Annotated in this window: 23 protein-coding genes; 16 read left to right on the top strand and 7 right to left on the bottom strand. The window is 67.2% G+C overall.

The window, feature by feature from the left end:
- Positions 1 to 846: 846 nt before the first annotated feature.
- On the bottom strand, positions 847 to 1323 hold the full coding sequence (locus Q0C57_RS03295) for an Lrp/AsnC family transcriptional regulator (protein ID WP_296572034.1): 477 nt from the start codon (positions 1321 to 1323) through the stop codon (positions 847 to 849).
- Between the two features lie 193 nt (positions 1324 to 1516).
- Here Q0C57_RS03295 and Q0C57_RS03290 point away from each other — a divergent pair, with 193 nt between their 5' ends.
- Positions 1517 to 2545: a 1-aminocyclopropane-1-carboxylate deaminase gene (locus tag Q0C57_RS03290; protein ID WP_296572031.1), complete on the top strand. Its 1029-nt coding sequence runs from the start codon at positions 1517 to 1519 to the stop codon at positions 2543 to 2545.
- Between the two features lie 5 nt (positions 2546 to 2550).
- A complete protein-coding gene (locus Q0C57_RS03285) occupies positions 2551 to 2841 on the top strand; it encodes a hypothetical protein (RefSeq protein ID WP_296572029.1) in 291 nt (96 codons plus the stop codon).
- A 6-nt stretch (positions 2842 to 2847) separates the two neighbouring features.
- Here Q0C57_RS03285 and Q0C57_RS03280 read toward each other — a convergent pair whose 3' ends face one another.
- The 3 genes from Q0C57_RS03280 to Q0C57_RS03270 form a co-directional block, all read right to left on the bottom strand.
- Positions 2848 to 3648 carry a TIGR00282 family metallophosphoesterase gene (locus Q0C57_RS03280; protein WP_296572026.1) on the bottom strand — a complete coding sequence of 267 codons (801 nt, stop codon included), beginning with the start codon at positions 3646 to 3648 and terminating at the stop codon, positions 2848 to 2850.
- Entirely contained in the window at positions 3648 to 4217 is a 570-nt protein-coding gene (locus Q0C57_RS03275) for a 5-formyltetrahydrofolate cyclo-ligase (protein ID WP_296572024.1), read from the bottom strand. The genes Q0C57_RS03280 and Q0C57_RS03275 overlap by 1 nt, the downstream gene beginning before the upstream one ends.
- 151 nt (positions 4218 to 4368) lie before the next feature.
- Entirely contained in the window at positions 4369 to 5157 is a 789-nt protein-coding gene (locus tag Q0C57_RS03270) for an SDR family oxidoreductase (protein WP_296572021.1), read from the bottom strand.
- A gap of 192 nt (positions 5158 to 5349) precedes the next feature.
- Here Q0C57_RS03270 and Q0C57_RS03265 point away from each other — a divergent pair, with 192 nt between their 5' ends.
- Positions 5350 to 6336 (top strand): VOC family protein, encoded by a 987-nt coding sequence (locus Q0C57_RS03265; RefSeq protein WP_296572019.1) that lies wholly within the window; start codon positions 5350 to 5352, stop codon positions 6334 to 6336.
- A gap of 60 nt (positions 6337 to 6396) precedes the next feature.
- On the opposite strand, the gene Q0C57_RS03260 is transcribed toward Q0C57_RS03265, so the two are convergent.
- Entirely contained in the window at positions 6397 to 7215 is an 819-nt protein-coding gene (locus Q0C57_RS03260; RefSeq protein ID WP_296572016.1) for a DUF1194 domain-containing protein, read from the bottom strand.
- 219 nt (positions 7216 to 7434) lie between these two features.
- Between Q0C57_RS03260 and Q0C57_RS03255 the strand changes: the two genes are divergently transcribed.
- Positions 7435 to 8364 carry a histone deacetylase family protein gene (locus tag Q0C57_RS03255; RefSeq protein WP_296572011.1) on the top strand — a complete coding sequence of 310 codons (930 nt, stop codon included), beginning with the start codon at positions 7435 to 7437 and terminating at the stop codon, positions 8362 to 8364.
- A 26-nt stretch (positions 8365 to 8390) separates the two neighbouring features.
- Positions 8391 to 8651 (top strand): exodeoxyribonuclease VII small subunit, encoded by a 261-nt coding sequence (locus Q0C57_RS03250; RefSeq protein WP_296572007.1) that lies wholly within the window; start codon positions 8391 to 8393, stop codon positions 8649 to 8651.
- Positions 8652 to 8696: 45 nt separating this feature from the next.
- On the opposite strand, the gene Q0C57_RS03245 is transcribed toward Q0C57_RS03250, so the two are convergent.
- Positions 8697 to 9068 (bottom strand): DUF2147 domain-containing protein, encoded by a 372-nt coding sequence (locus Q0C57_RS03245; protein ID WP_296572005.1) that lies wholly within the window; start codon positions 9066 to 9068, stop codon positions 8697 to 8699.
- Positions 9069 to 9224: 156 nt separating this feature from the next.
- Here Q0C57_RS03245 and miaB point away from each other — a divergent pair, with 156 nt between their 5' ends.
- From miaB to Q0C57_RS03190, 11 genes are all read left to right on the top strand, one after another.
- Positions 9225 to 10625, top strand: a complete 1401-nt coding sequence (miaB, locus tag Q0C57_RS03240; RefSeq protein WP_296572002.1) for a tRNA (N6-isopentenyl adenosine(37)-C2)-methylthiotransferase MiaB — start codon at positions 9225 to 9227, stop codon at positions 10623 to 10625.
- An 81-nt stretch (positions 10626 to 10706) separates the two neighbouring features.
- Entirely contained in the window at positions 10707 to 11744 is a 1038-nt protein-coding gene (locus Q0C57_RS03235) for a PhoH family protein (protein WP_296572145.1), read from the top strand.
- Positions 11741 to 12256, top strand: a complete 516-nt coding sequence (gene ybeY / locus Q0C57_RS03230) for an rRNA maturation RNase YbeY (protein WP_296572000.1) — start codon at positions 11741 to 11743, stop codon at positions 12254 to 12256. Before Q0C57_RS03235 ends, ybeY begins: the two co-directional genes overlap by 4 nt.
- Before the next feature lie 133 nt (positions 12257 to 12389).
- On the top strand, positions 12390 to 13520 hold the full coding sequence (locus Q0C57_RS03225; RefSeq protein ID WP_296571995.1) for a hemolysin family protein: 1131 nt from the start codon (positions 12390 to 12392) through the stop codon (positions 13518 to 13520).
- A 96-nt stretch (positions 13521 to 13616) separates the two neighbouring features.
- Complete coding sequence (lnt, locus tag Q0C57_RS03220) at positions 13617 to 15230, top strand: apolipoprotein N-acyltransferase (protein WP_296571992.1); 1614 nt, start codon at positions 13617 to 13619, stop codon at positions 15228 to 15230.
- Positions 15231 to 15448: 218 nt separating this feature from the next.
- Complete coding sequence (locus Q0C57_RS03215; RefSeq protein ID WP_296571988.1) at positions 15449 to 15868, top strand: helix-turn-helix domain-containing protein; 420 nt, start codon at positions 15449 to 15451, stop codon at positions 15866 to 15868.
- 259 nt (positions 15869 to 16127) lie between these two features.
- A complete protein-coding gene (gene metK / locus Q0C57_RS03210; protein ID WP_296571985.1) occupies positions 16128 to 17393 on the top strand; it encodes a methionine adenosyltransferase in 1266 nt (421 codons plus the stop codon).
- Positions 17394 to 17536: 143 nt separating this feature from the next.
- Positions 17537 to 18253, top strand: coding sequence for a tRNA (guanosine(46)-N7)-methyltransferase TrmB (gene trmB / locus Q0C57_RS03205; RefSeq protein WP_296571983.1), 717 nt, complete (start codon positions 17537 to 17539; stop codon positions 18251 to 18253).
- A gap of 16 nt (positions 18254 to 18269) precedes the next feature.
- The gene (locus Q0C57_RS03200) at positions 18270 to 19247 is read left to right on the top strand and encodes an iron ABC transporter permease (protein WP_296571980.1); all 978 of its coding nucleotides are present in this window, start codon (positions 18270 to 18272) and stop codon (positions 19245 to 19247) included.
- Entirely contained in the window at positions 19244 to 20014 is a 771-nt protein-coding gene (locus Q0C57_RS03195; RefSeq protein WP_296571977.1) for an ABC transporter ATP-binding protein, read from the top strand. Before Q0C57_RS03200 ends, Q0C57_RS03195 begins: the two co-directional genes overlap by 4 nt.
- Positions 20015 to 20105: 91 nt before the next feature.
- Positions 20106 to 21281: a M20 aminoacylase family protein gene (locus tag Q0C57_RS03190; RefSeq protein ID WP_296571974.1), complete on the top strand. Its 1176-nt coding sequence runs from the start codon at positions 20106 to 20108 to the stop codon at positions 21279 to 21281.
- Between the two features lie 58 nt (positions 21282 to 21339).
- Here Q0C57_RS03190 and Q0C57_RS03185 read toward each other — a convergent pair whose 3' ends face one another.
- Positions 21340 to 22302 (bottom strand): HD domain-containing phosphohydrolase, encoded by a 963-nt coding sequence (locus Q0C57_RS03185; protein ID WP_296571971.1) that lies wholly within the window; start codon positions 22300 to 22302, stop codon positions 21340 to 21342.
- Positions 22303 to 22857: the final 555 nt, after the last annotated feature.

Here is a 22857-nt window from a genome sequence, read left to right as displayed (position 1 = left end):
CCCAACTGAGAGAATCAGGCCGCTGCTGCGCATTTGCGCCTCAGCTAGGGTCGCTGGCGACCAATTGGGCGGCCGGGACTTGTCAATGCTACCCTACTTCTTTGTGAAGCCGTTCGCACCGAACCAGTGCTGGATTTGCACGAGCGGGCTCAGAATGACGCGCGAGCATAAGATAAAGTCAACCGACATTCGTCGGCATTTTGGATCAGAGGCAATTACTTTGGCCCCCACAGGTGGGTCAATGCAGCCAGTCTATTTGTTGCAGAGCCCAAACGCGAAGCGGCTAAAATTCTCGGCCACAAGCTGTGAGATCTGCAATACAAGTGCTACCCAGCGGGCTGATCGCGTGTATAGCACATTTATTGCTCGCGCCGAAGCATATGCCAGTCAGGATTTGCACCCCCGAGCCGTTTTTGATAAAAAAGACCTTCAGACGGGAAGCGAATTATATACGGATTTGTTCAGGTATTTCGCAAAGCTTATTGGTTGCCATATCGCTGAAATTGGCGCCCCGATCCCGATGCACCTTGCGAGATTTGTATTACAGCGGAATTCTCGCAATTGCATATGGATCGATATTGGTCGAGACTCGCAATTCGATAAAATTCAAAATGTCTTGGGCAACGATTCTCCTCTCCAATATGCAGCCCATGGCGGAATCGTCATAGTTACAAAGCCGCCCAGTTTGACCCCAATTAGGTTCGTATCATCTCGGACGGTGGGTCCCATTGGGATTGGCTTCTGGTACAATCTAACGCTTCCCGAGCAGATTGAGATGCGGCTGCGGTTTCCCGATTTCGTCGAGGAGTGCCGGAATTTGGCACGAGCTCAACAGGCCAATTCCCCTCATTCCTCCAGATAGATGCCCGTGTCGAACTTGATCCGCTGGAGATTGAAGCTCGAGCGGAAGCGCTTGATGTTGTGCTCACGGGCGAGGACCTGCCGGACGAAGTCGTTGTAGTGGTCCATGTCGCGGCACAGGACGATGAGCATGTAGTCGGTCTCGCCGGTGACGAAGTAGCATTGTTGCACCTCGGGCTGGGTCGAGATCACCCGCTCGAAGGAGCGCAGCACGTCCTCGCGCTGGCGGTCGAGTTCCACCGAGACGAAGGCGATGAGCATCGAGCCGACCCGCGCGGGATCGACGAGGGCGACCTCGCGGGCGATGTAGCCTTCGTCCTTCAGGCGCCGGACGCGGCGTGACGTCGGGGCCGGCGACAGCCCCACCGCATCGGCGAGATCCTGGTTGGGAATGGCGGCGTCGCGCTGAAGCCGGTTGAGGATCTTCCGGTCGATGCGGTCCAGCGGCTCCGGAGGGGACATCGCAGACTGCGACTTGGGATTGCGTGAGACTTGAGGTTTCTTCATCCGGATTGCGCTTTCGGCGGCGATTGACGCAACAGACGATGCAATTCTTGTGCAAGTTCGCAACCCCGGTGCTCTCCGGATGGCTCACCATCATGGCCCATCGGATGCTGCCGGTGGCCGCCTCCGCCCACCCTCCGGAGATGCCGCCATGGCCACTGCCCTGAAACTCGACCGCTACCCCCGCCACAAGCTGACCTTCGGCCCCTCGCCGCTGGAGAAGCTCGACAGGCTGTCGGCCCATCTCGGCGGCGGCGTCGAGCTCTGGGCCAAGCGCGAGGACTGCAACAGCGGCCTCGCCTTCGGCGGCAACAAGCTGCGCAAGCTCGAATATCTGATCCCCGAGGCGATCCAGCAGAACTGCGACACGCTGGTGACCATCGGCGGCGTGCAGTCGAACCACACCCGCCAGGTGGCGGCGGTGGCCGCCAAGCTCGGCATGAAGTGCCGCCTGGTGCAGGAGAGCTGGGTGAACTGGAACGACGCCGTCTATGACCGTGTCGGCAACATCCTCATGAGCCGCATCCTCGGCGCCCATGTGGAACTGGTCGACGAGGGCTTCGGCATCGAGTTCAAGCAGAGCTGGGAGAATGCGCTGGAGGACGTGAAGCGCAAGGGCGGCAAGCCCTATGCGATCCCCGCCGGCGCCTCGGACCACAAGTTCGGTGGCCTCGGCTTCGTCGGCTTCGCCGAGGAGGTGCGCGCGCAGGAGGCCGAACTCGGCTTCGCCTTCGACTACATCGTGGTCTGCTCGGTCACCGGCTCCACCCAGGCCGGCATGGTGGTGGGCTTTGCGGCCGACGGCCGCGCCGACCGCGTCATCGGCATCGACGCCTCCGCCACCCCGAAGGAGACGCGGGCGCAGATCAAGCGCATCGCCGAACGCACCGCCGACCTCGTCGGCCTCGGCCGCGCCATCACCGACGCCGACATCGTGCTCAACGAGGACTATGCCTATCCGGAGTACGGCCTCGCTTCGCCCGAGACGGTGGAGGCCATCCGGCTGTCGGCCCGGCTCGAGGGCATGATGACGGACCCCGTCTACGAGGGGAAATCCATGCAGGGCATGATCGATCTGGTGAAGAAGGGCTTTTTCCCCAAGGGATCGAAGGTGCTCTACGCCCATCTCGGCGGCGTGCCGGCGATCAACGGTTACAGCTACCTCTTCCGCAACGGCTGACGGTCATGGCGGTCGTCCTGCTCATCAGCCTGCCGCCCGACGCCGAGAGGGCGCGGGCGGCGCTCGTCGACCGCCTGGTCCTGCTGGAAGCCCGGGGCGAAGGCCACCTGGTCTTCTTCGGGATCGATGGTGCCACCGAAACCACTGTCGCCGCGGTGCGGGTCCATCGCGACGCCCAGGCGGCGGAGATCGCCGACGGCCTCGCCCGCTCGGCACAGGATGCCGGGGGCACCGTCCGTCGCGTCGACCTCGTCGAGAACACGTCCCTCGCCGCGGCCGGCGCCCTCTTTCCCTGACGGCCGTCAGGTCGGCGACAGCGCCCCGCCGACGCGCAGCGGCGTCACCGCAGTTGCGAGACCGTTCGGCCCGATGTCGACGATGATGCCCGACAGGGTGGCGGGCCCGCCCGCCGGCTCGAACTTGCCGCCCGGCGTCTTCTCGCGCATGCGGCGCAGGGGCTCGGCCTTGTCCATGCCGATGACCCCGTCATAGTCGCCGCACATGCCGACATCGGTCTGGAAGGCGGTGCCGCCGGAGAGCACGCGGTGGTCGGCGGTCGGCACGTGGGTATGGGTGCCGACGACCAGCGAGACGCGTCCGTCGAGCACATGACCCATCACCTGCTTCTCGCTGGTCGCCTCGGCATGGATGTCGACGACGATGGCGTCCGCCACGCGGCCGAGCGGGGCGGCCTCCACCTCGCGCTCGACGGCGGCGAAGGGATCGTCCATGGCGTCCATGAAGACGCGGCCCATGACATTCACCACGAGCACCTGCGCGCCGTTCTTGGCCTCGACCAGCGCCGCGCCGCGGCCGGGCGTGCCGGACGGGTAATTGACCGGGCGGACGAGGCGGGGCGCACGGTCGATGAAGACCAGGGCCTCGCGCTGGTCCCAGGAATGGTTGCCGAGCGTGACGCAGTCGGCCCCGGCATCGAGCAGCTCCTCGTAGATCGCCTCGGTGATGCCGAAGCCATGGGCGGCGTTCTCGCCGTTGATCACCACGCAGTCGAGCTTCAGGTCGGCGATGAGGCCGGGCAGCTTTTCGGTGACGGCGGTGCGGCCGGCCTTGCCGACCACGTCGCCGAGGAAGAGGAGGCGCATCAGAAGGTCCTGAAACCGCTATCAGTGAGCACGAAATCCAGTCTCCGGTCATGGGGCTCGTGCGGCACCGCGTCAACCTCCTGACAGGCGAAGGCGATGCCGACAGCGATGCGCGGCGCCAGCGCGTCGAGGCGGGCGAGCGCCCTGTCATAATGGCCCTTGCCGTAGCCGATGCGGTGCCCGGCTTGGTCGAAGGCGGAAAGCGGGGTGAGCAGGATGTCGGGCTGGACCTCGGCGGCCTCGGGTCCCGGGCCATAGGTGCCGAAGCCCATGGGCACGAGCTCGGCGCCGCGGACGAGCTCGCGGAAGATCATGGGGCCCTTGCGGTCCGGGAACGCCGGCAGCGCCAGGCGCGCGCCGGCCTGGCGCAGGCGGTCCATCAGCGGACGGATGTCGATCTCGGACTGGATGGGGAGGAAGCCCGACACCACCCTGCCGGCGACGGGAATGCGGTCGAGCGGGAAGGTCTCGGCCAGCGTCAACGCCGCCTCGATGCGAAAGGCGTGATCAAGGGCGTCGCGGCGGGCGAGCGCGGCCTCGCGCAGGGCGGCCTTGGCGGGATGGATCATGGGGGGAGGATTTAGCCGAGGGCGGCGGACGTGTCATCCGGGCCGGGTCCTTGGCGCCGACCTTTCCGTCATGCCCGGTACGAACAGCTGGCCCTGCCCCGACGCTGGGGGGCGGTGGGGCAGCCCCTTGTGGAGGCTGCCCCCGCCTGGCTCAGACGTTCTTGGTCGCGCCGCCGTCGACGCGGATCTTCGATCCGGTGATATAGGCGGCCTGCTCGGAGCAGAGGAAGGCGGCGGTGGCGCCGAATTCCGCGGCGGTGCCGAGGCGGCCGGCCGGGATCGTGGCGATCGAGGCGGCCTGGATCTCGTCCATCGATTTGCCCGAGCGCTTGGCATTGGCCTCGTCGAGCTCCTTGATCCGGTCGGTGGCGATGCGGCCGGGCAGGATCATGTTGACCGTCACATTGTCCTTGGCGACCTCGTTCGACAGCGTCTTCGACCAGCCGACGATGGTCGAGCGCAGGGCGTTCGACAGGGCGAGGTTGGGGATCGGGTTCTCGACGCCCGACGAGGCGACCGTCAGGATGCGGCCCCACTTGCGGGCGCGCATGCCCGGCAGGACCTTGGCGGTGATCTGGAAGACCGGCTCGACCATCACCTTGAACAGCTTCGCCCACTCGTCCGGGGCAACCTCGGTCGCAGGCTTGGCCGGCGGGCCGCCCGTGTTGTTCACGAGGATGTCGATCTGGCCGAGGGTCTTCTCGGCGAGGGCGACGATCTCGTCGACGGCGCCGTCGGCGCCGAGATCGGCGGCCATGCCATAGGCCTTGCCCTTGCCGCGGGCGGTGATCGCCTCGGCATGGGCCTTGATGCGGTCGGCGGTGCGGCCGACCAGCATGACGGTCGCGCCTTCAGCCGCCAGCGCTTCGGCGATGCCGAGGCCGAGACCGCGGCTCGACGCCAGAACGAGGGCTTTCTTGTCGGACAGGCCGAAATCCATGTCATCCTCCCAGGGGAAACGGGCGCGCAGACAAACCCGAAGCGCGCGCCGATGCAAGAGCACGGGTCGCGGGACTGCCCAGCGCCGCGATCGACGATTCCATGACCGGTCCTGACGTGGACGTGAAATGCGTGCTGGCCTTCCGCCATGCTACCGGCGACGCGGCTTTTTGGACAGGCAGGAGACGGGACGATGGCGTTCAATGCGGGGATGACGCGCCGTGCGCTGCTGGAGATGGCAGGCGCCGCCAGCCTGTCGGTTGCGGCGGTTGCGGCGGCGCGGGCCGAGGGCGTCGCCGCCGGCCCGCGGACGGAGCCGGCTCCGGTTCTCTTCGCCCACCAGACGCCGATGCGCGTCGGACAGGTCTCCCTCGTCGTCCGCGACCTCGCCCTCGTCTCCGGCTTCTACCGCGACGTGCTCGGCCTTTCGGTGATCGAGACCGCCCCAGGTCGCGTCGGGCTCGGTGCCGGCGGCCATGTGCTGCTGGTGCTCGAGGAGCGGCCGTCGGCGCCTTTCGAGCGCCAGGGCACGGCCGGCCTGTTCCACACCGCTTTCCTGATGCCGACCCGCAAGGACCTGGCCCGCTGGCTGGTCCATGTCGCCCGCAACCGCGTGCGGCTCACCGGCTTTGCCGACCATGCCGTCAGCGAGGCCGTCTATCTCGACGATCCCGAGGGCAATGGCATCGAGGTCTACAGTGACCGCGCCCCGGACCTCTGGCGCTGGGACGGCGATGCGGTCACCATGACCACCGATCCGCTGGATGTCGACGACCTCGTCGGCCTGACCAATACCCAGGTCAGCGACTATGCCTCCGCGCCGGCGGGCCTGCGCATCGGCCACATGCATCTGCGCGTCGGCTCCGTCGCCCGCGGCCAGGCCTTCTACGGCGCGGCGATCGGCCTCGACACGACGCGCCAGCGCAGCGGCGCGGCCTTCCTCTCCTCGGGCCGCTACCACCATCATCTCGGCATCAATGCCTGGCGCAGCCAGGGCGCCGGCGCCCGCGATGCAAACGCAACAGGCATCGCCTGGTTCTCGCTGGAGGTGAAGGACCGCGCCATCCTCGACGCGCAGCAGGCGAGGCTCGCCTCGGCGGGCACCGGGATTACCGCCCTGTCCGGCGGCTTCGCGACGGCCGATCCCTGGGGCACGGCCATCCGCCTCGTCAGCCTCTGATGCCCCCCCCCCGCGCGGCGTGACGCCCGCGCCGTCGCGGGCGGCCCTGGCGCGCTGCGCTCAGTTCCGCTCCCAGCGCTCGCGCCAGATCCGTTCGCCGACCAGGCAGTCGACCTTCTGGGCCTGGGCCGGGACGACGAAGGGTCCCCCGGGCAGCGGCCAGACGGGTGTGATGCCAGCGACTTCGAGGATCAGCTTGCGCCGGGTCGCCGTGACGAACTCCTCCGGGTTGGTGATGGGGATGACGAAGGAGCCGGGACCGCCGACCACGCAGTCCTGGTAATAGGCATCGAGATTGGGGATATCGACATAGCGGGTGTTCTGCCGCGGGATGACGATGGGCAGGCCGTTGATGACGATGCCCTTGGCGAGGGCGTCGTCGCGGGCGATCTCCACATGGGGGCCGTTGTTGTTGGAGCCGTCGCCCGACACGTCGATGACCCGTCGCAGCGAGCGCAGGCCTGATTTCTCGAGAAGGTCGACGCTTGCCTGGATGGCGCCGGAGATCGAGGTGCGAAAGGCCCGGCGATAGGGTTTCGACTGCAGTTCGGCCGCGAAGGCCTGGGCGCTCTCCGGCCCGTCGATGATCCGCCAGTCGATGACGACCTGCCGCTCGTGATGACCGGCCCATTCCAGGTAGCTCACCGCGATCTTGCCGACCAGGCCCTTGCGGATCGCATCGAGCACCTCCGGCGAGGTGATCGCCTTGACGTAGCCCTCGCGCTGCAGGCGCTGCTCCTCGGGATCCATCGAATAGGAAATGTCGACCGCCAGCACGATCTGCACATCGACTTCGCTGGCGGCGGATCGGCTCTGGGCTTGCGCTGCAATGGGCCCGGCGAGAGACAGGAACACGACAAGGATCAATGCACGGATCATGAAAAACCCCGAGCAAGTGGCCGAACGTCATCAGCCTGACACAGGCGATGCGAGGGGGGAAACCATGTTTTGCGATGCACCAACAGGGAAAACGGCAAGCGCCATCACGTTTGCGTGGGGCCCCCCCGTTGCGCGGGACGCCCCATGCTTTAATCATTCCGGGATGGGCGGCGGCGAGGCCTCTGCGCCCCGTGACAGTGCATGGAAGGGCCGGCCGCTGTGACCACACTCGTCATTTCCCATGCCAAGTGCCTGGAGCACCAGACACCCTTCGGCCATCCCGAGCGCGCCGACCGTCTCCGCATGATCACCCATGTCCTGGAGCACGAGCGTTTCGCCGACCTCGCCCGCGACGAGGCGCCGGAAGCCTCCGCCGAGGCCATTCTGCGCGTCCATCCGCCCGAATTCGTGGAAAAGCTGGTCAATGCCACGCCCTTCGTCGGCCTCGTCCACGTCGATGGCGATACGACCCTGTCGCCCGGGTCCTACGAGGCGGCGCTGCGCTCCGCCGGCGGCGCCGTCTTCGCCGTCGACGAGGTGATGGCCGGCAAGGTCAGCAACGCCTTCGTCGCTACCCGCCCCCCCGGTCACCATGCCGAGACGGCGACCGCCATGGGCTTCTGCCTGTTCAACAATGTCGCCATCGCTGCCCGACACGCCCAGGCGAAATATGGCGCGACGCGCGTCGCCATCATGGATTTCGACGTCCACCACGGTAACGGCACCCAGGACATCTTCTGGTCGGACCCTTCGGTCATGTATCTGTCGACCCACGAGATGCCGCTCTATCCCGGCACCGGCGCGCTGAACGAGACCGGCGCCCACAACCAGATCGTCAATGCGCCGCTGCGCGCCGGCGACGGCGGCGACGCCTTCCGCGAGGCCTTCGACACGGTGATCCTGCCGCGCATGCGCGGTTTCCGTCCCGATCTCGTGCTGATCTCGGCCGGCTTCGATGCCCATGAGCGCGACCCGCTCGCCAACATCAACCTGACGGAAGCCGATTTCGCCTGGGCGACCAAGCGGATGATGGAGGTGGCGGACGAGACCTGCTCCGGCCGTGTCGTCTCGGTGCTGGAAGGCGGCTACGACCTCGAGGGGCTCGGCCGTTCCGTCGGCGCCCATGTCATGGCATTGATGCGCGGCTGACCCCAGCCGATTCCCCGGGAGTGCCCATGAGCGACAAGAGCGCCGCCCCCCATGCCGATGTCGCGGCCCTCTCCTTCGAGAAGGCGCTCGGCGAACTCGAGCAGATCGTCCAGAAACTGGAGGGCGGCAACGTGCCGCTCGAGGATTCCATCGCCATCTACGAGCGCGGCGAGGCCCTGAAGAAGCGCTGCGAGGCGCTGCTGCGCGACGCCGAGGCGCGGGTCCAGAAGATCACGCTGGCCGCCGACGGGTCTCCGGCAGGAACGACGCCGCTGGATGCGGGCTGACGGGGTGATCGCTGACCTTTGACGCCCCCTTCCGATCGCCGCCCCTTAGCGGGCGGCCGTCCAGGTCACTTCCCGACACAGAAGGCGTCCGAGGATGCAGCCGCGCGTGCTGAGACGATCACCGCTGGTGGTGATGATGATGTTGTAGTTGCGGCCACGCTTGACGTCGAACGCCGTCCCCTCGAACTTCCCGGGTCCCTTGGGGGCCAGGGTCATGACCAGCCGGTCGCCCACCTCCTCGCCGGAACTCGTGTCGCCGATCCACAGATTGGTGGCGCAGACCTTGTCGCCGCAGGGGGCGATGCGCACCCGGGCATTGCCGTCACCGCGCAGCCAGTTGCCTTCCAGCGCCTGGGCGCCCGCAAGGCTTGCCGCGAGCAATGCTCCGGACAAGACAACCGTCTTCAGGACATGCATGGGTCATCTCCGCCGATGGTGACAAACGTGATCTTACGCCAGGAATCTGTCCATGGTTCGGCAGATGCGGCGGGAGATCACGCGATTGTGACATCAATGGCGCCCCCTTAACGGCCCTTCGGGAACCCGCTATAGCACCGGCCAACGGAGCCCCTGATGAGCGAAACCGCCGAAAAGACCCAGACCAAGGCCGTCTACGTCAAGTCCTATGGCTGCCAGATGAACGTCTATGACAGCCAGCGCATGGCCGACGTCATGGGCACTGAGGGCTATCGCGAGGTGGCGACGCCGGAGGAGGCCGATCTCATCCTCCTCAACACCTGCCACATCCGCGAGCGCGCCGCCGAGAAGGTCTATTCCGAACTCGGCCGCGTGCGCGTCATCAAGGAGGAGGCGCGGGCAAGGGGCCGCAAGGTCATGGTGGGCGTCACCGGCTGCGTCGCCCAGGCCGAGGGCGAGGAGATCGTCCGGCGCGCCAAGGTCGTCGATCTCGTCGTCGGCCCGCAGAGCTATCACCGTCTGCCCGACCTCGTCGCCCGCGCCGGTGTCACGCCCGGTGTGGTCGACACCGAATTTCCCGTCGAGGACAAGTTCAAGGTCCTGCCGGCGGCGAGCGAAGCCAGGACCCGCGCCCGCGGCCTCACCGCCTTCGTCACCGTGCAGGAGGGTTGCGACAAGTTCTGCACCTTCTGCGTCGTGCCCTATACCCGCGGCGCCGAGGTCTCCCGCCCCATCACGCAGATTCTCGCCGAGGTGGAGAAACTGGCGGCATCGGGCGTGCGCGAGGTGACCCTGCTCGGCCAGAACGTCAATGCCTATCACGGGGCGGGGCCGGAGGGTTCGGAATGGACGCTCGCCCGGCTCCTCCACCGCCTCGCCGATGTGCCGGGCATCGCCCGGCTGCGCTACACCACCAGCCATCCGCGCGAGATGAGCGACGATCTCGTCGCCGCCCATCGCGACCTGGCGAGCCTCATGCCCTCCCTGCACCTGCCGGTGCAATCCGGTTCGACGGCCGTGCTGAAGCGGATGAACCGCAAGCACACCCGCGACGACTACCTGCGCCTCGTCGACCGCATCCGCCAGGCGCGGCCCGATATCGCGCTCACCTCCGACTTCATCGTCGGCTTCCCCGGCGAGAGTGACGCGGATTTTGCCGACACGATGGACCTCGTGCGCCAGGTCGGCTTCGCCGCCGCCTATACCTTCGCCTATTCCGCAAGGCCCGGAACGCCCGGTGCCGAGATGGACGGCCACGTGGCGGAATCGCTGCAGACCGAGAGGCTTCATGCGCTGCAGGCGCTGGTGACAGCCCAGCAGCAGGCTTTCCAGGAGAGCCTCATCGGCCGCACCGTCGACATCCTTTTCGAGAAGGCCGGCCGCAAGCCGGGGCAGATGGTCGGCCGCTCGCCCTATCTCTCGCCGGTCCAGGTCATCGCACCGTCGTCTGTGATCGGCAGCATCGTCCCTGTGCGAATCACCGGGGCCAAGACAAACTCCCTGGATGGCGTTCTCGCGGCGGATGCCCATATGATGGCAGTGCATGCGGCAGAGTGAGCGGTCTCAACCCAGGACAAGAGGACGGCGCGGTTGAAAAATCCCAGCGGGGGCGGCTTTGGCCCGGACAGCGGACGCAACATTCCCTGGCTTGCGACCCATGACGACACGGCCGAGGCCGAGATCACCCTCTCCTTCGACGACAACCGCCTCGCGAGCCGCCTGTTCGGCCAGTATGACCAGAACCTCGCCTTCCTGGAAAAGCGGCTCGGCATTCGCGCCACCGCCCGCGGCAATCTCGTCAACCTCGTCGGTCCCGCCGATCCCTGCGAACAGGGCAAGGTCGTGCTGGAAAATCTCTATGCGCGGCTGAAGAGCGGCCAGGACCTGACCCTCGGCGACGTCGACGGCGCCATCCGCATGACCACCTCCCAGGGGTCCCTGTTCGAGGCCGACGGCGCGCCGCGTCTCGGCCACGAGGAGATCGTCACGCGCAAGCGGACGGTCCGGGCCCGCACCCCCGCTCAGGACGGCTATATCCGCGCCCTGAAGCGCCACGAACTGGTCTTCGGCATCGGCCCTGCCGGCACCGGCAAGACCTGGCTCGCAGTGGCGCAGGCCGTGGCGCTGCTCGACAAGGGCCTGGTCGACCGGCTGATCCTGACGCGTCCCGCGGTCGAGGCCGGCGAGCGCCTCGGCTTCCTGCCCGGCGACCTGAAGGAGAAGGTCGATCCCTATCTGAGGCCGATCTACGACGCGCTCTACGACCTGATGGACGCGCCGCGGGTGGAGCGCGGCATGCAGTCGGGCATGATCGAGATCGCCCCGCTGGCCTTCATGCGCGGCCGCACCCTCACCAATGCCGTGGTGATCCTCGACGAGGCGCAGAACACGACATCCATGCAGATGAAGATGTTCCTCACCCGCCTCGGTGAGAACTCGCGCATGATCATCACCGGCGACCCGACCCAGGTCGACCTGCCGCCCGGCATGAAGTCGGGCCTATCGGAAGCCCTCGACCTCCTCGAGACCGTCGATGGCATCGCCCAGTGCTACTTCACCGAGGATGATGTAGTGCGCCACGAACTCGTCGGCCGCATCGTCCGGGCCTATGAGGCCGCGACCCGGGCGGGCGAACATGCCGCGCCCCACCAGCCGCGGCGCATGCGTCAGCCATGAGCCTTTCCGGCCACGACGAGGCCGCGATCCGGACGGACATCGCGATCCTCTCCGACCTGTGGGATGGCCTTCCGGCGGCGGAGGACATCGTCCGCCGGGCCGTGTCCGCCGTTTCGGAACGGCGCGACGTCGCGATCCCCGCGGATGCGGAACTGTCGGTGGCGCTCGCCGACGATGCCATGGTCCAGCGCCTGAACCGCGAGTATCGCGCCAAGGACAAACCCACGAACGTGCTGTCTTTTCCGGCGCCGCGGGGGCCTCTCCTCGGCGACGTCGTCATCGCCTACCAGACCCTCGTCCGGGAGGCCGGCGAGGAGGTCCTGACCCCGTCCGACCACCTGACCCACTTGACGATCCATGGCCTCTTGCATCTTTTAGGCTATGATCACGAGTCCGAGGCTGAGGCCGTGGCGATGGAGGCGATGGAAACCTCCATTCTTGCGACTCTTGGAATCAGCGATCCCCACGCGACCGGGCGGATGATGCCCGACGGAACCCATGCCCGACCCTAGCGACAGTCGATACCGAACCACCGCGGCCGAGGCCGCTTCCACGTCGACCCCTGCGAACGGACAGCCTGCGGAGGGTCCAAGACCGCCGCCCGAGCGTGCCGCAGACAAGCACGACCGCTGGATCGACCGGCTCATGGCGCGACTGCGCCTGAGGACACAGACCTCGGCGCGGCAGAATCTCGAAGATGTTCTCGAGGAAAATGCGCCCGCTGCCGCCGGCTTTTCGCCGGAAGAGCGCTCCATGCTGCGCAATATCCTCGATTTGCGCGAGAGCCGTGTCAATGATCTCGCCCAGCCGCGCGCCGACATCATGGCGGTCCAGAAGGATGTCTCCCTGGCCGACCTGATGCAGGCCTTCGAGGATGCCGGCCATACCCGGCTCGTCGTCTTCGACGATACACTCGACGATCCCGTCGGCATGGTCCACATCAAGGACCTGGTGAAACACCTCTTTGCCGAGGCGAAGAAGGCGACGCGCAAGCGGCGCGCGCGGGCAAGCGAGGCCGAGGCCGGCGCCGCGGCCGACAAGCCCGCCGCTGGGAAGATCGCACCGGGTCTCGATCTCGGTGCCGTCGACCTCAAGGTGTCGCTGTCGGGGACGCGGCTGATCAGACCGATCCTCTTCGTGCCGCCCTCCATGCCCGCCATCGACCTGCTTGCGCGCATGCAGGCGACGCGGATCCAGCTGGCGCTCGTCGTCGACGAATATGGCGGCACCGACGGCCTCATCGCCATGGAGGACATCGTCGAGAGCATCGTCGGCGACATCGAGGACGAGCACGACGTCGACGATGGCAAGACCATCGCGCAGCTCGCCGACGGCGCCTACATCGCCGATGCCAGGGCAACCCTCGACGAGGTCCGCGAGGTTCTCGGCCCCGATTTCGATCCCGGCGAGGATGTGACCGAGGATGTCGACACGATCGGCGGCTATCTCACGGTGGTTGCCGGCCACGTGCCGGTGCGCGGCGAACTCGTTGCCGGCCCTGGCGAACTGGAATTCGAGATTGTCGACGCCGATCCCCGCCGCGTGAAGCGCGTCAAGATCACCCGCGGTCGTGGCCTGATCAGCCGGCCGCCCGCGCGTGGCCGCCGCAAGGACGAGGAGGAGCAGGCCGCCGTCGCGGCCGTGGCCTCCACACCGGCCGCCGCGCCTTCGCCTCCCGCCGCATCCCTTGTGGCGGGGCAGATGCTGCCGCCACCTGCCGTCCAGTCCGAAGCGGTGTCGCCGCCGCCGGTTCCCGGCCGCGGCGACAAGACCTGAGCGGGGGCCGCTTGACCCCGTGGCCGCGCTGTCGGACACGGGGCCCATGAGCGGAACATTGCCCGATTCGCCCCGATCCCATGCGGGCGCCGCCCCGTGACGGTCGGCGGTCTGGCGCGCACGGTCATCCTCGCCTGGGGATGGAAGCGGACGGGGCTGGCCTTCGGCACCGGCGCCCTCGCCGCCTTCGCCATGCCGCCGTTCGGCGTCTTTCCGGTCCTCGCCGTCAGCTTCCCCGTTCTCGTCTGGCTGCTCGACGGCGCTTCCGCCGCGGGCGGCGGCTGGCGGACGCTGCTCGCCGCTGGCCGGACGGGCTGGTGGTTCGGCTTCGGCTATCACCTCGCCGGTCTTTGGTGGGTGGGTGCCGCCTTCCTCGTCGAGGCCGACCGTTTCGCCTGGCTTCTGCCGGCCGCCGTCATGCTGCTGCCGGCCGGTCTCGCCCTGTTCACGGCCTTCGGGGCGATGGTGGCGCGGCTCCTTTGGCGTCCGGGCGCGCGGCGCATCCTGGCACTCGCCCTCGGCCTGACCCTCGCCGAATTTCTGCGTGGCACGGTCCTGACCGGCTTTCCCTGGAACCTCTACGGCTATGCCCTGACCCAGTATGTCTGGCTCGCCCAGGGTGCCGCCCTGGTCGGCGTCTACGGCTTGACTCTGATCACGATTCTCGTCTTCGCGGCCCCCACCGTGATGGGGGACGAGGAGGCGACGCCCACCGTGCGCTTCGCCGTGCCGACCGGGGCGGTGCTGTCGCTGATGTGCCTGGCGCTGTTCGGCGGCTGGCGTGTTTCGGCGACGGAGATCGCCTTCGTCCCCGGCGTCAAGCTGCGGATCGTCCAGCCGGCCATCCCCCAGGACCAGCGCTTCCGTCCGGAGGCCCGTGACGAGATCCTCGCCCGCTACGCCGAACTCTCCGACAAGGCGACCTCGCCGGAGCGCTCGGGCCTGCGTGACGTTACCCACCTGATCTGGCCCGAATCGGCCTTCCCCTTCTTCCTCATCTGGGATCGCGAGGCGCTGTCGAAGATCGCCGACCTGATCCCGCCGGGCGTGACACTGATCACCGGCGCCGCGCGTCCGGACGAGCCTCTGCCCGGTCGAAGCGAGCCGCGCGTCTTCAATTCGGCCTATGTGATCGACCACCACGGGGTCATCAACCAGACCTACGACAAGGTTCATCTGGTTCCCTTTGGGGAATATCTGCCGTTTCAGGAGCGTCTGGAGTCGCTTGGCCTGGAAGCCATCACGCGCCAGCGCGGCGGTTTTTCCGCCGGTGACCGTCGTCGCACGCTTCTCGTGCCGGGGATCCCGCCGGTCGGCATCCTTATCTGCTACGAGGTGATCTTTCCCGGTGCCGCCACAGCCGCCGATCTCAGGCCGCAATGGCTCCTCAACCTCACCAACGATGCCTGGTTCGGCTTCACGCCCGGGCCGTTCCAGCACATGCACCAGACCGCCGTGCGCGCGATCGAAGAGGGGCTGCCGGTGATTCGTGCCGCAAATAGTGGGATTTCCGGGGTGGTCGATCCACTGGGCCGGACGCTGCGTGCCCTGCCGCTGGGCACCCGTGACGTTCTCGATGCGGATCTGCCAAAAGCCCTCCAACCCACTTTTTTTGCACGTGCCGGCCACGTTCCTCTGGCCGTCGCCGCCCTTGGTCTGGTCCTGATCCTGCTGCGGCGGAGCCGCCGGACGGGTCTGCATCCGACCTGACGCCGAGGCCGATCGTCAATTTACTTGTAACGATCTGCACAATTAGCCATAAGCAAACTGAAAGATGCCAGAGTGCCCCCCTCCCGTCGGCATTTGGTACCGCGTGATGTGGGTGATATGGTCGCACTGCGGCGTTCGACCATACAGGCGACGTTGCGAAGCCGGGGGGCTTCTCGGGTGGGTTTCTTGAAGGCGTGCGGAGGCACGGAGAGTCTTTGATGGTAGTGAAGAAGTCCCCGAACCCGATCGACAAGCACGTTGGAAGTCGAGTGCGCATGCGTCGCATGATGCTCGGCATGAGCCAGGAAAAACTGGGCGAGCGCCTTGGCCTGACCTTCCAGCAGGTGCAGAAATACGAGAAGGGCACGAATCGAATCGGCGCAAGCCGGCTCCAGCAGATCGGCGCCATTCTCTCGGTTCCCGTCTCCTTCTTTTTCGAGGGCGCACCCTCGGGTGAACCGGCCCCTGAAGGAGGCTTCTCAGACGTCGCCGCAGCGTCCTATGTGTCGGACTTCCTGTCGACGAGCGAGGGCCTTGCGCTGAACCGGGCGTTCATCCGCATCAAGAATCCCAAGGTCCGCCGCAAGATCGTCGATCTCGTCAGCGCCTTCGCTGGTGACGAGGAAGAATCCGCCTGACATCGGATTTCGCCGGAGAAAAAGGTCACGGACGTTCTTTTTTGCGAACGAACCGGCCTTTTTGCCATATTCGGACTTGACCGCCGAACAAGCTGTTGCCAGAACCTCGCCCGTCTTGGGCGCCGGACGATGCGTGCGTCCCCGGCAGCCGCGCGGCTTCTCAGGCGCGCGGATGTTCAAATCCGGTTCATGGTGCCACCGATAACGACGGCGCCTCGCCCCGCCATAACCGCGGGCCTTTGCTTCTGGAGGACGTTTCGTGTCCCGCAGTTCCTACCTGTTCACCTCGGAATCCGTGTCTGAAGGCCATCCGGACAAGGTCTGTGATCGCATCTCTGACGAGATCGTCGACCTGGTCTTCAAGGAGGCTGCCAAGGCCGGCGTTCCCGCCGCCTCCGTGCGCATCGCTTGCGAGACGCTGGCCACGACCAACCGCGTCGTCATCGCCGGTGAGGTCCGCGTGCCGGATTCGCTGCTGAAGAAGGGCAAGGACGGCAAGGTCGTGAAGGACGCGCACGGCAATCCGGTCGTCAATCCCTCCAAGTTCAAGTCGGCGGCCCGCAAGGCGATCAAGGCGATCGGCTACGAGCAGGACGGCTTCCACTGGAAGAAGGCGAAGATCGACGTTCTGCTGCATCCGCAATCCGCCGACATCGCCCAGGGCGTCGACGAGGCCGGCAACAAGGACGTGGGTGCCGGCGACCAGGGCATCATGTTCGGCTATGCCTGCCGCGAGACCCCGGAACTCATGCCGGCGCCGCTCTACTACGCCCACAAGATCCTCGAGAACCTGACCAAGTACCGCAAGGCCGGTGAGCGCAATTGCGGCAAGCTTGGCCCGGACGCCAAGAGCCAGGTCACCATCCGCTATGAGAACGGCAAGCCCGCCGCTGTCACGCAGATCGTGCTGTCGACCCAGCATCTCGACGAAAAGCTGACCTCGAAGGACGTCCAGAAGATCGTCGAGCCGGTGATCCGCGAGACGCTGGAGGGCCTGGAGATCGCCAAGGACTGCAAGTGGTGGATCAATCCCACCGGCAAGTTCGTCATCGGCGGCCCGGACGGCGACGCCGGCCTCACCGGCCGCAAGATCATCGTCGACACCTATGGCGGCGCGGCCCCCCATGGCGGCGGTGCCTTCTCCGGCAAGGATCCGACCAAGGTCGACCGCTCCGCCGCCTATGCGGCGCGCTACCTCGCCAAGAACGTCGTCGCCGCCAAGTTGGCTGACCGCTGCACCATCCAGCTGGCCTATGCCATCGGCGTCGCCAAGCCGCTGTCGATCTATGTCGACCTGCACGGCACGGGCAAGGCCGGCATCGACGAGGCGAAGATCGAGAAGGCGCTGGCCGAGGTCATGGATCTTTCGCCGCGCGGCATCCGCGAGCATCTCGGCCTGAACAAGGCCATCTATGCCCGCACCTCGGCCTACGGCCATTTCGGCCGCAAGGCGTCCCGTGATGGCGGCTTCTCCTGGGAGAAGACCGACCTCGTCGCCAAGCTGAAGGAAGCCGTCGCCGCCTGAGGCGAACGGTCCGCATGTTGAAGGGAAGGGGGCCCCTGGCCCCCTTTTCTGTTGTGTTGGCCGGCGCCGCCCACCTTGCGTGATGCCCGGGCTTGTCCCGGGCATCCGCGACTTGTAACCGGATGCGCCAGCAGACTTCGTGGATGTCCGGGACACCGCATTCGATCATGACCGACGACAAGCGCCTCGCGGGGCAGGGCTCCTTCTTCGGGCGGCGCAAGGGCAAGCCCCTGCGTGCGCACCAGGCCGACCTGTTCGAGACCCTGCTGCCGCGCCTGCGCGTCGATCCGTCCGGGCCCTGCGATCTCGCCGGGCTCTTTCCCCGCCCGGTCGCAGGCTATGTGGTGGAAATCGGCTTCGGCGGTGGCGAGCATCTGGTGCGCGAGGCGACGGCCTTCCCCCGCCTTGGCTTTGTCGGCGTCGAGCCCTTTGTCAACGGCATGGCCAAGATGCTGGCCGAGATCGACCGCGGCACCATCGACAATGTCCGCCTGCACACCAAGGATGCCGGCCTTCTCCTGCCCTGGTTCCCGGACGCCTCGCTCGACCTCGTCTATCTGCTCTATCCCGATCCCTGGCCGAAGACGCGCCATCACAAGCGCCGGTTCGTCGGCGACCACACCGTCGCCGAGTTCGCCCGCATCCTGAAGCCCGGCGGGGAGTTCCGCTTCGCCACCGACATCGACCACTACGCCGCCTGGACGCTGGAACATGTCCTGCGCGCTCCGGACTTCACCTTTGCCGCCGAGACGGCGAGCGACTGGAAGACGCCCTGGCCGAACTGGCAGTCGACCCGCTACGAGGCCAAGGCGCTGCGCGAGGGCCGCACGCCGTGCTATCTGACCTTCCGGCGCAACTGACCGCCGGGGAGATGACGTGACGGCGGCGCTGGCCCTTCTGTGCATCCTCCTCGCCGGCCTGTCGCTGATGGCGGGACCCGTCTGGCTGCCGCCGGCCGAAGTCCTGCAGGGGCTGGCTGGCGGCGAGAGCACGGCCGCCATCATCGTCACCGACATCCGGCTGCCGCGGACCCTGCTCGCCCTGGCCATCGGGGCGACGCTCGGCCTGGCCGGCGCCGCGCTGCAGGGGCTCGTGCGCAACCCTCTGGCCGAGCCGACCCTGTTCGGCGCGCCTGCGGCGGCGGCCTTCGCCTCGGCCCTCGTTCTGGCCTTCGGCGGCGCCTCGGCCCTGTCGCTGGCACTGCCGGTCGCCGGCATGGCCGGCGCCTTCGTGTCCGTGGCGCTGCTCTTCCTCGTCGCCGGCCAGCGTGCCGGCATCACCGTCCTGCTGCTGGCGGGCCTCGCCCTCAACGCCTTCTTCGGCGCCGCCACGGCGCTTGTCCTCAATCTCGCGCCCAACCCCTTCGCCGCCCTCGAGATCGCCTTCTGGCTGCTCGGCTCGCTCGAGGACCGCTCCTTCGTCCATCTGGCGCTGGCCGGGCCTTTCATGGCGCTCGGCGCGCTGCTGCTCGCCTCACAGGCCAAGGCCTACCGTGCCCTGACGCTGGGCGAGGAGGTCGCGGCGAGCCTCGGGACCGATGTTGCGCGCAGCCGCCTCGCCGTCGCCGCGGGGCTGGCGCTGGGCGTTGGCGCTGCGGTCTCTGTCACCGGGGCCATCGGCTTCGTCGGCCTCGTCGCGCCGCATCTGGTGCGCCGGGCCGCAGGCTCCGATCCCGCCCGCATCCTGCTGCCGTCGGCGCTCGCCGGCGCTGCCCTGCTGACGGCAGCCGACATCCTGGTGCGCCTCGTTCCTGCGACGACGGAGATCAAGACCGGCGTCGTCACGGCGCTCGTCGGCGTGCCCTTCTTCCTGTGGCGCATCCTGCATATCCGGCGGGCGGAGGAGGGTGCATGAGCGGCCTCGCCCTCGATCAGGTCTCGGTGTCCCTCGGCGGCCACCCGGTCTTGCGTGACGTCACGCTCGCGGTCGCGGCGGGAGCCCTGCTCGCGGTCGTCGGCCCGAACGGCGCCGGCAAGACGAGCCTGCTGCGGGCCGTCGCCGGACTCGCGCCCTTCACCGGCACCATCCGTCTCGGTGGCGAGACGCTCGGCGCGGGAGCCGCGGCGGCACGGGCGCGCCGCATCGCCTATCTCCCGCAGCGCTCCGAACTTGCCTGGGCCTTGAGCGTGCGCGACGCCGTCCTGCTCGGTCGGCTCCCCCATGGCGATCCCTTCTCCCGGGCGACGCCCGAGGACGGGCGGGCTGTTGCCGCGGCCCTCGATCGGCTCGGCCTCGCAGCCCTTGCGGGCCGGCCCGTCACCGAGCTTTCCGGGGGCGAGCGGGCGCGGGTGATGCTCGCGCGCGCGCTCGCGACCGAGGCGCCGCTCCTCCTCGCCGACGAGCCGACCACCGCCCTCGATCCGGCCCACCAACTCGCCGTCCTCGGCCTCCTGCGCGAGATCGCCGCCGAGGGGCGCACCGTTCTCGCCGTCCTGCACGACCTGACGCTCGCCGCCCGGTTCGCCGACACGGTCGCGGTCCTTGACCAGGGCCGCCTGATGGCGGCCGGCCCGCCGGAGGAGACCCTGTCGGAGGCGCTGCTGGGCACGGTCTTCGGCCTCGCCTGCACCCGCGTCCTGGTCGACGGCCGGCAGGTGCCCGTGCCGCTCGCCCGCCGCTGAGGTGCAGGGCCGGTTCAGCGGCATTGAGGATTGCCTTATTGCCGCCGCCGGCTAGCCTTTGCGCCTCACTTCGTCACCCGGGACCATCGCCATGGCCGTCATCGACCGCATCGCCGCATTCCACCCCGAGATGACGGCATGGCGCCGCGATTTCCACGCCCATCCCGAGATCGGGTTCGAGGAGGTCCGCACCTCCGGCATCGTCGCCGAGAAGCTGGAATCCTGGGGCATCGAGGTGCATCGCGGCTTCGGCAAGACCGGCCTCATCGGCGTCATCCACGGCCGGCCGGGCAACCGCAAGATCGGTCTGCGCGCCGACATGGACGCCCTCCCGATGCCGGAACTCAACGACCACCTGCCCTACAAGAGCACCTACGAGAACCGCATGCATGCCTGCGGCCATGACGGCCACACCACCATGCTGCTCGGCGCGGCGCGCTATCTCGCCGAGACGCGCAACTTCTCCGGCAGCGTCCATCTCATCTTCCAGCCGGCCGAGGAAGGCCTCACCGGCGCTGCCGAAATGCTGCGCGACGGGCTCTTCGAGAAATTCCCCTGCGACCAGGTCTATGGCATCCACAATGCCTGGGACCTGCCGCTCGGCACCGCCGCCATCCGCCCCGGCACGGTGCTGGCGGCGGTCGACTATTTCACCATCACCGTGAAGGGCCGTTCCAGCCATGCCGCCCAGCCCCATCGCGGGCTCGATCCCTTGCCCTGCGCCGTGCAGATCTATGGCGCGCTGCAGAACCTCGTCAGCCGCCGTATGGACCCGCACGACACCGTGGTGCTCTCCATCGGCATGTTCCATGCGGGAACCTCGCAGATCGTCATTCCCGAGACGGTGACCATGTCCGGCACCATCCGCACGCTGAAGCCCGCGACGCGGCTGGCGATGGACGCGCTCTTCCACCAGACCGTCAACGGCCTCTGCGCCGCCCACGGTGTCGAGCTCATCCTCGACTACAAGCGCTCCTATCCGCCGACCATCAACACGGTGGAGGAGGCCTCCGCCTTCGAGGCCGCGGCGCGCGATGTGGTGGGCGACGATCTCATCAAGACCGACCTGCCTTCGCTCACCGCCGGCGAGGACTTCGCCTACTATCTCGAGAAGGCTCCCGGCGCCTTCATGCTGCTGGGACAGGTGACCGAGACCCACAAGGCGGTGCCGGTCCATAACGGCCACTACGACTTCAACGACGATCTGCTGCCGATCGGCGCGAGCTGCTTCGCAAGGCTGGTCGAGCAGCAACTGGCGGGGACCTGAAGAGGCGGGCAGGACAGCGTCCGGCAGCGGCGCAGCTTCCCACAGGTCCATGTCAGGCTCAGGCCAGTTCGGCCTCCAGGCGGCCGAAGGCGCGCACCAGAGCCCGATCCAGCTTGCCGGCGCCGGCCATGGCCTCGAGTTCCGCGATGGCCGCGGCGGGCGTATGCGAGACCTTGTAGGAGCGTTGTTCGATCATCGCCGAATAGATGTCGCAGATGGTGATCAGGCGCGTCAGATCGGAGATCTGGCCGGCGCTCCGGCCATCGGGATAGCCGCTGCCATCGAGAAGCTCGTGATGGCGAAGGACGCTCTCCAGCACCATGGGGTCACATTGGGCGAGGTCCTCGAGGTAGCGGTGCCCCTCGACCGGATGGGCACGGATGATCTCGACCTCGTTCATGTCGAGACGTCCGGGCTTGTCGAGGATGGCGAGCGGAATGAAGGCCTTGCCGATGTCGTGCAGCAGGGCGGCCTCGGTCAGGTGCTTCTGGTCCCGGTGAGAAAACCCGAGCAATCCGCCATAGCGGGCGGCAAGCCCGGTGACGGTCATGCAGTGCTGATAGGTTCCCTGGTGATGCTCGCGCACCCTCTTCAGCCATTCGCCGATTCCGATCGATTCGATCTCGTCGATGACGGTCTCGCCGGCAGCCTCGACCATATCCGCCCTGAGCCGGTTGCCTTGCTGTCCGAGCGCGAAGATCCCATGGAACTGCTCGCCGCTGTCGGCGGTTTCGGGCGAAAACCCATATCGCACCTTCGAGACAAGCGCGCGCAGGTCCTTGCCGCATGTGACGGCATGCACGCCGCTGGCTCCGAAGGCGAAGGCCTGCGTGCGCGCCCAGTGGTCGAAGCGTGTCAGGCCGAAGTAGAGCCGGCACGTGCCGGCGACCGCACTGGAATGGGCCCGGACCGCCCGGGCCGTCGCGATGTTGCGCAGGTCCCCACAATAGACGATGGCACCATAGGCGTCGGCCGCCAACTGGCGCGGCAGGCCTTCGTGGGGAAGCTGTGTGATCGGCATGTCGGTGGCCAGGTCCCGGCACGCGCGTGCAAGGGCCACGCTGTCCGGATCATAGGCCAGCAAGACCCCGGGGGGCATCACTGGCGCGGCGGATGCAGATTGCGTCATGCCGTGCCACGCCCCTCTGAGATCGCATGGCAACGGCCGGGCCATGTGATTCTGTAACGACCTGTGAAACCGGCGCGCGCCAGAACGGCGGAAGGCACCCGGCATCGCTCCCGACGCAGGGACCCGCCCTCCGGCCGGCATTCTCGGAGATTGGGGCGGGGCTGTTGGCTCTGCGCATGAGCTGCTGCGATCGTGTCGCGATGGGGCGCGCCGCAGGGATGCCGCGCCATGCCGCAGAGGCAGGTCCGCGAACCGGAGATCGTCCGGATTATCTCACCACCCATCATGTAAGTGCATCTTGGTTTGACGAGATCGCGCCGAATTTCCCATGCGGAAGAGTAATGTTGTGATTGGAAAGTCTGAGCCAGAGTTTGTAAAATTTCAATATAAATAGTTTGATTATGACCTTAAAACAATAATTCGCTTTCTGTACTGTTTTGCGTTTAA

This window comes from Phreatobacter sp., assembly GCF_022843985.1.
GTDB lineage: Bacteria > Pseudomonadota > Alphaproteobacteria > Rhizobiales > Phreatobacteraceae > Phreatobacter.
This window is presented reverse-complemented; position numbering and strand designations above follow the sequence as displayed.